10 protein-coding genes are annotated in these 13,003 nt (G+C 48.8%); 4 read left to right on the forward strand and 6 right to left on the reverse strand.

Annotated elements, in window-relative coordinates; translation table 11 throughout:
• The first annotated feature begins 26 nt into the window (after nt 1-26).
• Complete coding sequence (gyrB, locus tag BM062_RS08910) at nt 27-2,510, forward strand: DNA topoisomerase (ATP-hydrolyzing) subunit B (protein ID WP_092395926.1); 2,484 nt, start codon at nt 27-29, stop codon at nt 2,508-2,510.
• 108 nt (nt 2,511-2,618) lie between these two features.
• Here gyrB and BM062_RS24990 read toward each other — a convergent pair whose 3' ends face one another.
• From BM062_RS24990 to BM062_RS08940, 6 genes are all read right to left on the reverse strand, one after another.
• A complete protein-coding gene (locus BM062_RS24990; RefSeq protein WP_139220014.1) occupies nt 2,619-3,563 on the reverse strand; it encodes a hypothetical protein in 945 nt (314 codons plus the stop codon).
• A 6-nt stretch (nt 3,564-3,569) separates the two neighbouring features.
• Nucleotides 3,570-4,739: a DUF3696 domain-containing protein gene (locus BM062_RS08915; RefSeq protein WP_092395928.1), complete on the reverse strand. Its 1,170-nt coding sequence runs from the start codon at nt 4,737-4,739 to the stop codon at nt 3,570-3,572.
• Nucleotides 4,736-6,799 (reverse strand): DUF262 domain-containing protein, encoded by a 2,064-nt coding sequence (locus tag BM062_RS08920; RefSeq protein WP_092395930.1) that lies wholly within the window; start codon nt 6,797-6,799, stop codon nt 4,736-4,738. The genes BM062_RS08915 and BM062_RS08920 overlap by 4 nt, the downstream gene beginning before the upstream one ends.
• Nucleotides 6,799-7,851, reverse strand: a complete 1,053-nt coding sequence (locus BM062_RS08925; RefSeq protein ID WP_092395932.1) for a DNA cytosine methyltransferase — start codon at nt 7,849-7,851, stop codon at nt 6,799-6,801. Before BM062_RS08925 ends, BM062_RS08920 begins: the two co-directional genes overlap by 1 nt.
• Nucleotides 7,852-8,537: 686 nt before the next feature.
• The gene (locus BM062_RS08935; protein ID WP_139220015.1) at nt 8,538-9,416 is read right to left on the reverse strand and encodes a PIN domain-containing protein; all 879 of its coding nucleotides are present in this window, start codon (nt 9,414-9,416) and stop codon (nt 8,538-8,540) included.
• 134 nt (nt 9,417-9,550) lie between these two features.
• Nucleotides 9,551-11,392 carry a DEAD/DEAH box helicase gene (locus tag BM062_RS08940; protein ID WP_092395938.1) on the reverse strand — a complete coding sequence of 614 codons (1,842 nt, stop codon included), beginning with the start codon at nt 11,390-11,392 and terminating at the stop codon, nt 9,551-9,553.
• Nucleotides 11,393-11,610: 218 nt separating this feature from the next.
• On the opposite strand from BM062_RS08940, the gene BM062_RS08945 reads away from it, so the two are divergent.
• The 3 genes from BM062_RS08945 (at nt 11,611) to BM062_RS08955 (ending at nt 12,965) form a co-directional block, all read left to right on the forward strand.
• Nucleotides 11,611-11,820, forward strand: coding sequence for a helix-turn-helix domain-containing protein (locus BM062_RS08945; protein ID WP_092395940.1), 210 nt, complete (start codon nt 11,611-11,613; stop codon nt 11,818-11,820).
• A 67-nt stretch (nt 11,821-11,887) separates the two neighbouring features.
• Nucleotides 11,888-12,184: a hypothetical protein gene (locus tag BM062_RS08950; RefSeq protein ID WP_092395941.1), complete on the forward strand. Its 297-nt coding sequence runs from the start codon at nt 11,888-11,890 to the stop codon at nt 12,182-12,184.
• A gap of 1 nt (nt 12,185) precedes the next feature.
• Nucleotides 12,186-12,965: an SDR family NAD(P)-dependent oxidoreductase gene (locus BM062_RS08955; RefSeq protein ID WP_092395943.1), complete on the forward strand. Its 780-nt coding sequence runs from the start codon at nt 12,186-12,188 to the stop codon at nt 12,963-12,965.
• Nucleotides 12,966-13,003: the final 38 nt, after the last annotated feature.

Below are 13,003 nucleotides of genomic sequence, written 5' to 3' on the forward strand. Positions count from 1 at the left end.
CGAAGTAAGTTTTTCAGAAGGTAGCCATGTCATCAGCCCCTCAAGACAACACCAATCAGCCGCAACCCAATGCATACGGAGCGTCCTCGATCCAAATTCTCGAAGGCCTGGAAGCGGTACGCAAACGCCCCGGGATGTACATCGGCGACACCTCTGACGGCACCGGCCTGCACCACCTGGTGTTCGAAGTGCTGGACAACTCCATCGACGAATCGCTGGCCGGCCACTGCACCGAAATCCACGTCACCATCCATTCCGACAACTCGATCTCGATCACCGACAACGGCCGCGGCGTGCCCACCGGCATCAAGTTCGACGACAAGCACGACCCGAAACGCAGCGCAGCCGAAATCGTCATGACCGAGCTGCACGCCGGCGGCAAGTTCGACCAGAACTCGTATAAAGTATCCGGCGGCCTGCATGGTGTGGGCGTCTCTTGCGTTAACGGCCTGTCCAAGCTGCTCAAGCTGACCATCCGCCGCGACGGCAAAGTGCATTACATGGAGTTCGTGCGCGGCGTGCCGCAAAACCGCGAAACCGAAATGCAGGAAGGCGTGCTGGTCTCCCCGATCAAAGTCATCGGCGACACCGACAAGCGCGGCACCGAAGTGCACTTCTGGGCCGACGAAGAAATCTTCACCCACGTCGAATTCCACTACGAAATCCTGGCCAAGCGCATCCGCGAACTGTCCTTCCTCAACAACGGCGTGCACATCAAGCTGACCGACCAGCGCACCGGCAAGGAAGAAAATTTCGCGTTCGAAGGCGGCACCCGCGGTTTCGTCGAATACATCAACAAAGCCAAGAGCGTCCTGCACCCGACGATTTTCCAGGCCACCGGCGAAAAAGACGGCGTCAGCGTCGACGTCTCCATGCAATGGAACGACGCCTACAACGAACAAGTGCTCTGCTTCACCAACAACATCCCGCAACGCGACGGCGGCACCCACCTCACCGGCCTGCGCGCGGCGATGACGCGCATCCTGAACAAATACATCGAAGAACATGACTTCGCCAAGAAAGCCAAGGTAGAAACCAGCGGCGACGACATGCGCGAAGGCCTGACCTGCGTGCTGTCCGTGAAAGTGCCCGAGCCGAAATTCAGCTCGCAAACCAAAGACAAGCTGGTCTCCAGCGAAGTGCGCCTGCCGGTAGAAGAAATCGTCGCAAAAACACTGAACGACTACCTGCAAGAACGCCCGAACGACGCCAAGATCATCTGCGGCAAGATCGTCGAAGCCGCCCGCGCCCGCGACGCCGCCCGCAAGGCGCGCGAACTGACGCGCCGCAAAGGCGTGATGGACGGCCTCGGCCTCTCATCGAAACTGGCCGACTGCCAGGAAAAAGACCCGGCGCTGTGCGAACTCTACATCGTCGAGGGTGACTCCGCCGGCGGTTCCGCCAAGCAGGGCCGCGACCGTAAATTCCAGGCCATCCTGCCGTTGCGCGGTAAAGTGCTCAACGTCGAAAAAGCCCGTTTTGAAAAGATGCTGTCGTCGGAACAGATCACCACCCTGATCGCCACCCTCGGCACCAGCATCGGCGCCGACGAATTCAACGCCGACAAGCTGCGCTACCACCGCATCATCATCATGACCGATGCGGACGTCGACGGCGCCCACATCCGCACCCTGCTGCTGACCCTGTTCTACCGCCAGATGCCGCAACTGGTAGAGCGCGGCCACATCTACATCGCCCAGCCGCCGCTGTACAAGGTCAAGCACGGCAAGGACGAGCGCTACCTCAAGGACGACGCCGAAGAAGTCTCCTACATGATGCAGGTCGCCCTCAACGACGCCGCCCTGATCCCAAGCGAAGGCGCGCAGCCGATCAGCGGCCCGGCCCTGGCCGAGCTGGTGCGCCAGTACAACATGGCCAACGCCATCATCACGCGCCTGACGCGCGCGGTAGACGGCGCCGCCCTCACCTCCATCATGACCGGCGTCACCCTCAAGCTGGACACCCTGGCCGACGCCCAAGCCTCGGCCCAGGCCCTGCAAGCGTCGATCAACGAGCCATCGGTGCAAGTCATCGTCAAATCCGACGAACTCTCCGACAAGCACGCCCTGCGCATCCAGCGCCGCTACCACGGCAACATCAAGGTCAGCGCCATCGACAGCGACTTCGTCGCCAGCCCGGACTACACGGTGCTGGTCAACGCCGCAGAAACCTTCAAGGGCCTGATCGGCCCAGGCGCCCTGATCCGCCGCGGCGCCGGCGAAAAGGTAAAAGAATCAGCCATCATCGATTTCCACCAAGCCATGGCCTGGCTGCGCGACGAAGCCGAACGCGGCGTCAGTAAGCAGCGCTATAAAGGTCTGGGCGAGATGAATCCTTCGCAGCTGTGGGAAACCACGATGGATCCGACTGTGCGCCGGTTGTTGAAGGTGCAGATTGAGGATGCTATTGCTGCGGATCAGATCTTTATGACATTGATGGGGGATGATGTTGAGCCTCGGCGGGCGTTTATTGAATTGAATGCGCTGCAGGCGGGGAATATCGACGTCTGATTTGTCGGATGCTGTGAAAAATCAGAGAGGCCCCTCCATCGGAGGGGCCTTTTATTTGGCGACGCATTTGTTGTCGAGTCAGTGGGGGCTTAATGAGCAAATCGCCTTTTATAAGGGAAGATGCTTGCCTATATAACCAATTTCAACATTCCTCTCAGCACCATCAAACCGTAGATGGATTCGACCGCCTCCAAAACGCGCGTGCCATTCATATAAGCGGCTGTTTCCTTCTGCATCGCGGAAATTACGGTAGGACCTCAGTTTTGCATTATTCATTACAGTGGTGCTTTCCGGTGTTACGACGGACCTCCACGGAGGCGCTGGACCTCCCAATTTTTTCCAGTCAGCGGCAGATTCATTTAATTCGGCAAGACGCATTACTATGGTTTCAAATCCATGGCCACCTTGCGTTGCGATATTTTCCTCGACATCTAGTCCAAATTTTAAAAGAGGATATACAACTTCTTTAGTTCGCCAGAATGTTTCGGGCGTTAGATTTTTGAGTTCCTGATTTTGATACTTTTCAAGAATTAGATTTGCATGTTTGCTACGAGAAACATTGTCTATTATTTCTTTTACGGGGACTACATTCTCGTTTTGTAAAAGCTCGACAAAATGAACCTCAATATAATGTGCATCCCAAATTTGTGTTGTTGGTATTGAAATAGCAACGGCCAAATGATGTGCACACAAAACTAAAGCTTCATTGCTATATCCATCTGTTGCATCCACTTCGCATCCATAAAATCGAGCTAATACTTCACTTGATAATTCGGAAAGCAGAGGTGTAATTTGCGTAAGCCCTAGCCAAAAACTATAAGCATCGCGATAAGCAGCTGTAGCTCGAAGACTCATGATTGCTTGAAATAATGAACAATTTTTGGCAACGGCAATTTCACTGCTCTCATTTTGCATACGAAGAATTTTGTCGGTGTAACCTTTTTTTATTAGTATGGCAATCCCTTCTGCCAAATTTACTAAAATCGGTTGCAACTCACTGAGCTGTGTACTGTCCGGTCTTGTAGATGCCTCATTGAATATTAGTTCGCGCATTTTGATTTATGATTTCGGCGCCAAAAGATGAGCTAAATTTTCATTGTGTTGATCAAAAAAGCCGTTTGGCCAGCTATCCAAGCGACCATCAGCATCGATCATCGGACTTACTACATGGGCCTCCGCGCCTTTTCTCTCAAAGAAATGGAAAGCTGCATTTTGAGCATCTAATATTTCGCTTCGAACATCAATACGGACACCGTCCATTACGTGGTCACTGTGAGTCTCGATGATTACTTGAACACCTGCTGCCGCCGCACGCGCGGCTAATTGCCCGAGTCGGGTTTGCCCCATTGGATGCATATGAGCTTCTGGATTTTCGAGTAGTACCAATGCACCTTTGGGAGCGGCCAAAAGAGCGACAATCACGGGCAGAACATAACTCAGCCCAAAACCTACATTGGTAGTGCGGAATGCTCGTGTCGCAACGTCACCCGGCCTGTCAAAGAAAAAGCCGCCGACGGCAGAGTCAGCGTTTCGTATGGCTTCGATTGCGAGATGACTACCAGGACTGATTTCTTGCAACCAAGCATCAACTTGGTCAATTAATGCCAAACCAGCTGGAGTCGAGGACGAAGAAGAAATTCTGGGATCATCTGCGGATAGAACTATTCCTTTCCCGTGCTCGATGAGCATATGAAAGACGTATTCGCCGCGAATCCCGATATTGAATTCTCGGATATGAGATTCAGACAAAGGTAACATTTTTCTGGGGCCGAATCTTTCAGCAAAAATATAATGGAATCGTCCACCGAAAGGAGGGAGTGAATTTTTCACCGCCTGTAATACCTGGTCGTTGATATTTTTCTCAAGTCCACGCCCAGTCAAAGTGGCAAGCTGATTACCTTCTTTGTTATACATAAACTCAAAATCAATACGGATATTGTCGAATTCTGAATTTTCCCTCTCAAAAACAATACCTATTTCAATTGAATCCTTCTCAGCCCCCTCAAAAAGAATGTCATTTCCCGTTCCAAGGTCTGTCAGCGCACCACCGAGATCCAAACGTCCATTGTACAGATCACCAGATTGCCATGATTGTCGTAGTAGCAGTAGGCTTTGTATAACGCTGCTTTTGCCCATGCCATTTAGGCCTGCCAGTAAAGTAAGGCCTCTCAATGGCAGCTCAAGGGATCTGAAGCATTTAAAATTTTTGAGTGAGATGTGCGAAATCATTGTGTGATTTGTTCTATAAGATTTGCAATTGCAGAAAATCGTTTTTCAACTCTCTTTGGTGCACCTGTTGATGATGAGACTGAGGCATCAAAATCAGGATCATTCATAAGCGAGATAAAGTCTCTACGGAGAAATTCCTTGCGCTGAATAAGCAAATCCTTTTGCGTGCATAAAGCGATGTTTACACCCCACGCTTCGAATAGTGCTTTATTCACCATTTTTCTACGATCATTTTCAGCATAACGTTTTCGAAATGTATCGGAGCCAAATATTTTATAAGCTGTATCCATCGCATTAATAAAAATATCACCGCTATTTTTTAATTGATTTTCGGAAAGGCTGTTCAACAATCGCATCGTTTGATTGAGAAACAATTCTAAGCCAGGATTACTGACAAGATAATTTTGCCAAGGGTGCAGAAAGAACGCAAAAAAGCGAAGAATACATTCTTGCGCTTCCATACGGTCGTCATTAATAGAACTAGCCGTAGCGAGGAGAAATGCGTCTGATTTTGCGAGATCTCGCAAAAAATTCCTAGCTGGTCCCTTATTAAGCGCATTACGTATTTCCTGAGGTGTGAGTGATACCCCCCCCGTATTGATGCGCTTAAAGATATTAATCATAACTTCTTCAGGCGTGCCATCTTGTATCAAATTGACCACAAGAGATGTTTCTTCTATTCTTCTCTGAAAGGCGCGTGGAAGGGATCCATAATTCAAATTATTTAGTTGGGTTAAATATTCTAAACCCTCAAGTTTGAATTCATTCTTTACAAAATCTAAGATTGTGGTGAGGCGTTGTAGTCCATCTACCACAGACCAGTTGTCTTTTGAGTCTGCTGCAACATAAAAGACGGGTAGAGGAATTTTCAACAGTAGAGATTCTATTAATCTACTCTTCCGACCCTGATCCCAAACTCTTGCCCGACGCTGAAATTCGGGTGCTAGATCAATCTCTTTTTCTTCGATTCGTCTGATCACCAGGCTAACTTGTGCAGGTATGGTGTTTACTCTAATTTTTTCAGGATCGAAAGGTTGAATAATTAACAGGCTAGGATCTTCGTGCTCCTGTTCTATACCAGAATTTGAAATTTGTGCTGTAATTGGCGAAATGTCCGATACTTCAAGTCTATTAAGCTCAGGTAGTAAAGATGAAGTGATCTGTTTTACTTTTGGGTCAATTTTTCCAAACCAATCGAACCATTCACGACGTGCATTTAAGTCATAAGAAATTGGCTGCCAATAATTGATAGGCTCCTGCTGTTCATCACAAAATTTTCGCAGCATAGTGCTATTCCAAACCGCGATTTCGCTAAGTGACAGCCCTGTAGTAGATGTCTTGACGAAAATATCCGAGCGTTGCAAGAAACTAAACCAATCTTGAAGATTTCTTCTGGCGTGTCGATTTATATGACGACATTCAACGCCAGTTGAGCGCTGATTCAAAATATCGCTGACGGCCATCTCCCACTTTGAATTGAGGGCATATGGAAGAAGATATGCTTGGCATTCTGCAATATCTAAATAGTTATCGCTACCTGCTTCAATTAGACCAAGTAGAACCTGTAATACAAATAGGCCCGGCTTGATTAATACCCCAATATCCGATTGAAACTCAATCAATGTATCTGGAGCATTGAATTGCTTTTCAATCGTAAGATTGTTTCTTACGCGTGAAGAAACAGTGGATTTTTGCCCATTTGGATATTGATATCTAAGCGCTTGCATTCCCATAACTTGAGAATATTTGAGATCGCCGCTTAAAAAAGCATGTGCAATAGGTGTTAATGTTAGTGTTTTATTAACTGTTGTTGAGTAAATTAATCCCAGCTCTGCCAATATCTGTTGATAGTCCCGCCATGCGTCATCGGTCCCATCTCTCTTGTTTGGCGTCAACAAATCCTTATCAATCATAGAGGCAGTTATGAGGGCCGCGTACCCACCATTTTTACCCTCCTGTTGTGCAGCGGACTCCAGAAAACCACGTAGTGTTTCTTCTGGAAGGCCTGCCGCATGTTGGGTAAAAGACCACGAATAACCGTCGTAAGGTAGTGCTGCCATTATTTCCCCAGAGCCAGTCGAATTTCTGACGCGATGGCTTTTGCCATTAAAGGAGGAACGGCATTACCAACTTGTCGATAAGCAGATGTCGGTCCACCAGAAAATTCCCACCAATCGGGAAACGATTGCAGCCTGGCCGCTTCACGAACGGTAATATGACGATGTTCAAATGGATGTATAAATGGTCGTCCACCGCCGGCTCCAGAACCAACGAGAACAGTACCGGATGGCCTGTCAGGATGAACTCGGTCCGTATGATCTTTTCGATCTCTTCCGCCGGGAAGAATCGTACTGTATCTCTCGATCACTCTTTCACCATGTTCCCGAAGAACGTGATTTGGAAGATTTTCGACATCTTCTAGTGCCATCCATGCCGGCAATGGTGGAATCATCCCTAATTCACTTTGATCCTGAGATTCCGCATATCTTGGCGCTGGCCATCTGAAATTTACTTCGTCGCGGAAGCCAACAACAATTACTCGCTGTCTGATTTGCGGGACCCCATATCTAACAGAATTCAATTTTGTCCATCTAATTTTGTAGCCGGTTTCTGCTGCGAAAAACTCTAAAAGCTGCTCCCAATCTTTTCCTTTGTTCACAGTTAGCAAACCGGGAACATTTTCAAACAAAAAGGCTTTAGGGCCGATTTCCTTAATAAACCTAACGTACTCAAAAGCTAACTGACCTCGGGGATCATCTCGCGACTTTCGATCTCCCAAAATACTGAATGCCTGGCAAGGAGGGCCGCCAATTACAATATCAACGGGCGCACGTACTTTATCCAGCACATAGTTGCCGGACAGGAGATTAATATCGTGTGGTTCTACAACATGCTTAGGCAGGTTTTTTGCAACGGTGGCGCAAAAGGATGGGATAACATCCGAAGAAAACACTGGCTTTATACCAGCTAAGCTAAAGCCTAGATCCAACCCCCCACCTCCGCAGAAGACAGATACAAAATTCAAACCACTATATTTTTTTGGGAGCGATTGACCATTCAGTGTTTCCAAATATGTGTTCACAAGAGGAAGTTTTATTGCGGGGAAATTCATATTTTCTGCTCAGATGAAGTTTTTAAGTCAAACAGGTCTTGCTGCGACTGTAGAAGTTTTTTTTGAACGTACATCCGCATAAATCCTCTGATAACTTGAGCGGCAGTGAGGTCTTCTTGCTTGCAGGCAAGCAAGAATTGTTCTCGCAGATCGGACTCGACTCTGATGCGTATTCCTGATTCTTTCATTGTGACCACATTGGATGTACATGAGACATCCAAATATCCATTAGTTGCCATATGCTGTCAATTGGGAAATGCCATATTCACTTAAAAATCGTTTTTTGACGTAGCAATACTGTGCGGACTCTTTCGGAAAAGTAGCAAAATTGCATGCCATGGAAAAACTGAGGCCATAACTAGTTGTTGATAATGAAAGTGCCAGCCACGTGTGAAGCCGGACAATATGATTTCTTATGGAGTATTGATCACCCCGACCCGACTCTCAACTACAGTTCGTTTTTTTGCCGGATGAAGCCAGTTGTCGGCGTGGAGCTTTCCATCAAAACTGAAAATGTGTTTTGTTGGCTCTTCTGTAGATGATGATTCTGTTGATCAGAATGAATAGGTGGAAGAAACGACAACAATGACTAGTGCTATCGAAGGATTTCTTGGTGAAATGGGTATGGCGAAAGCCGCCTTGTTCGGGCCTACGTTTACCTTTGGCAACGACAACCCCGTGGTGCCTCACTGCGTTGGTATTTGAGGCAAGTTATTGGTTGCGGTAAACAACTGTCGCTGCGCTTCCGCTTTAGCTTTTTCGTGAATAACATACATCTCACTTAAATGACCAAGGAGTTTGTAGCCTAGTGTACGTTGCCGTCCAACTAATTGCGAGATCAGTCTCCCGAGACCATCACGCGTCGACTCATGTAACAGCGCCAAGACGATGATTCCGACTAAGATTGGCCACACATAGCTGGGGATTTTCTTTACACCTTCAAATATTGTCTTGGCCAACCGCCCCGCGAGTCGAAGTGTTTGAAACGCCACCACTAGTGAACCGACGCCTCCTACCTTGAGCGTGTATTCAACAGCAACATGTCGTGAGTAAAATCGCAGCGTTGTCATTACTGCTGGCTGAATAACCTCGCCGCCCATCCGCGTCATATGTGAGTCGCGGGAGTAGATTAAGTGCCCAGTTTGACGCTGCAATTTGATATAGGGCGCATCCTTCGGATCGATGAATGAGAGATCTGGGCCGCCAGTATCGATGAATTTGATAAATGTGCGAAAACTTTCCCAGTGTTTCTCCAGCTCGACTGTCGATATTTTATGCATTGCTGCGATTTCAGGAATTTTCTTTTGGACTTCCTCAAGTAAAAACGTTGGCGCTATCGCGATGATCGTTTGGGAATGAAGTAGTTCGACGAGCTCTGATTTCGCCGCAACTTTCACTCGTTTGCGTACGGCCCACAAAATATCTTTCAAAACAATATTAGCATCGACAACAATTGTCAGCTGGAAGAGGGGTGCTAAAGTTTTAAGAATTCCTACGCGTTCAATCAACGGACGCAGCGTCGCTAGAGAGTCCGAGCGAATTGAAGAAAAAATTGCATCGTCCATTTTTTTAATCAACACTATCAGTTCGTTGTAGGATCAAATTTTTTGATTACGCCGCGAAGTATATTTTGGGTCCGCGTGACTGCTCATTATGGTGTAATCCTTGATACCACTTTTATCTTTAATGATATATACAATTAAAGAGATTGCAGTGTTTGCATGGCCTTCTGCATCTTGTCAACAAACAGAGTTTGTTCGCTATGTGTCATGATCAATTCATGTGTCGCGCGGGTCAGTGCGACATAGACCAAGCGTGCCTCATCTTGCAGATCGTCGACCCCGATGGCTTCGGCACCGAGGGCCGGAATACAGACCATCGGAAATTCGAGACCCTTGCTGCTGTGCATGGTCATAATCTTGACGCTGTTGTCCGCAGGATTGTAAGAATGTTTTTTATCCATTTGCGATTCAAATGGAATGCTTCTCCGCTTTAAACTGTCTGTAAAGGTGCTGCCGGTTGCATAGTGTCTGCAGATAATTGCAATGTCATTCCAGGCAGTACCTGTCTTGTTAGCCTCAAGTAGCCTTTCGGCGAGATAGTCCGCTTCGTCTTTCAATGTCGGAAATTTGACCAACAGTGGTTTGGGTCCCCTGCGGCCAGTGCTCATAGGAAGAAGAGTTGGTGCCTGATCGTCTTCAGCGTCGTTTTGCGATAAAAGATCATCAGCAAACGCACGTGCAACCGATAAAATCTCCGCCGTATTTCTATAGTTCAACTTGAGAATGGTGGTGCGCCCTTGCGCTTGTACACCAACACTAGAGAACGAGAACCGAAGCTTCTTCTTACCTCCATAAATCGACTGCGCATCGTCGTACAGCACCAACAGCGAGTTAGAGTCCGGATGAATCATCTGCACTACCAACTTGAACCATTCAGGCTTGAAATCGTGCCCTTCATCGATCAATACAGCGTCATATTGTGCAGATGGAATGAACTTGTTGTCGACGGATTGAATGACCTTCTCAACGCAAGCCTCGAAGAAATTGTTCTTGTTGAAATCTTGAGGCGGCATTCCGACGTTGTAAGCTTTTAATTGGCGGGCACACCAGGCGTGGAAATTGACGACGTTAACCTTGTCTTGTAATCCTTTGGCTTCAATCATGCTGCCAAGTTTGGTCGCCAAAGTCTTGTTATAGCAAAGCACCAGAATCGGACGCTGGCATAGCTTGGCAAGATGTTCCGCGCGATAGCCCAATATCAGTGTCTTCCCCGATCCGGCGACGCCATGAATGACGCGATGACCTTCGCCAAGGCTGCGGGCCAACTGCTCCTGCTGCAAATCCATGACCTGCAACAAGTCAGGAATTTCAGTCATCTTTTGTCCGGCATCCTCAAACATGTCTTGCTGCGCCGGGATACGGATTTCTGGAAACATGTGCCAGCGGATGCGATCAATCTGCGGTAGAGACAGGCGCCGGGTAAATTTAATCGGGAACATTTCCCACAGACGTTGTTGAAACGATTCCGCATCAACGCTCTCAAGCATCTCGTCCTGGCAGATGACCAGATGAGGCGGGATCACCTCGCCGATATCGGTGCTGTCGAATTGCTTGCGGCTGATATTGGTCAGCACCACGCCATGCCCATACGGGAATGACGGTTTTCCTTTCAGCGATCCACTCGGCCAGATCAATTGCGGATCGCGCTCAAATAGATTGGTGACAGCGAACATGTAGTGTCGTGCTTGTACGAGTGGATTCAATACATGTTTTACGCCTTGGGCGGTGAGGATGCTGGCATTTTGCTTGTCGACGCTTTGAATGGTGTCAAGCTTCCAGTCCTTGACTTCCAGCACCAGCAATCCGCGGCTGGGATGAACTACAACAAAATCCGGGTGTTTGGTTTTCTCGCCGATGGAAACGTCATACCAGCACAGATAATCAGCCTCTAGCTTTTCTTCCAGCCGGAGCGCGAATCGTCGTTCGCCAGAAGTCATTCTGGAAGAGCAGGAGCCTATTGCGGGAATAAGTGTCGCCATATAAACGTTTCCTTTTGGTAACGTCTATATTACTCGTCTTATTGCAGATTTGACACGTTAGATAAAGATTATTCAGAAGGAAGTGTCAGGCAGAGGTGGTGGTTGGGCGAATTCGTTGTGTGATTTGAGGATGTCAAAGTCTATCCACAACGCACGACACTTATATATGTGACGATTAGTCCGTTCACTACTAGCCAAAAAAATGGCCCAATGCGTATGTGAAACCTTTATCAATACACTTCGGTGAACGAATACGAAAGCTAAGAAAAGATCGAGGTCTTTCTCAAGATGGATTTGCCGATTTGTGTGGCTTTGATCGCACATACATTAGCGGAATCGAAAGAGGACGTCGTAATCCGTCTCTGTTAGCCATAGAGGCTTTGGCTAAAGCATTGAGTGTCACCGTAGCGGAGCTTTTGGACGGCTGAGGGCTATATACAATTTTGGTTATGGAACAAGAGCGAAGGAGACAAGGTCTTGACGGCGGCCGGATCAATGAACGCTTCCATCGTGACCCAAACACGCGATAAGGAATACGAAATGCCATTATTTGCCTTACCTGATCCACAGGACCTCGCCGACATCATTGCCGATCGCCTGGATCTGTTGTGCAACGATTCTCTCTCGGCAGAGACCCGGGCGCAAGTGATCGACAACTGCATCGCGCCAGTAACGCTAATGATTCAAGCTGGCGAAATGATGTGCGCCGCCGGCGATTTGGAGCAGATGGTCTTCGTCAACCTGATCGGTACGCTGGTGGCGCAGGCCGAAACCTCGAAATGGTTGAACTGACATGAATCCACTCAACGCTTACTTCCCCCTCAAAAACAAAGTAGCGGTAATCACCGGCGCAGCACGCGGCATGGCTTTACACATCGCCGGCGCGCTGTCCGCCGCTGAAGCCCGGCTGGCAATTCTGGACTTGCGCGCGCAGGAAGGACATGCCGTCGCCAGGATGCTTGGCGGCGCGCAGAACCGCGCCCGATTCTGGCAACTCGATGTCAGCGACAACAATGCAGTGCGGCAGACGATAGCGGCGGTAGAAGCTTATTTCGGCCGCATCGATATCCTGATCAACAGCGCCGGCGTCCATGCCGATAATTCGTCTGCGCAGGGACTATCGATAAAACAATGGGAAAAAGCGATGCAGGCCAACGTCAACGGCAGCATCTTGTGCAGCAAGCATGTGATCGCTGCAATGGCGCGGGCCGGCGGCGGCTCTATCGTCAATGTGCTGTCGCTATGCGGTATGGACGATGAGCGGCAGGATGCCGCCGATCATGCGGCGAAGGCGGCGCTGCGAATGGCGAACATGAATGCGATCCGCTATGCCGCGCATAACATCCGCGTCAATTCCATTTATCCCGGTGTAGCGCGGCCGCCGGCACTGGCGGCGGCCAAGCGTAAGCAAGGCGACCTGACGCAGGCGCTGACCGACACTGCTGAATTGCGGATGATGACGAACCGGGGCGCGGCCACGGATGTAGCGGCGGGGATTTTATATCTGGTGTCGGATGCGAGCCGCTTTGTCAGCGGCAGCGAGTTGGTGATTGATGCCGGGTACGGTGGGTAGCAATACGCCGGAAGCAAATTTGGTCAACGAAGATTGTC

The sequence above is a fragment of the Collimonas sp. OK412 genome (assembly GCF_900112135.1).
Classification (GTDB): Bacteria; Pseudomonadota; Gammaproteobacteria; order Burkholderiales; family Burkholderiaceae_D; genus Collimonas; species Collimonas rhizosphaerae.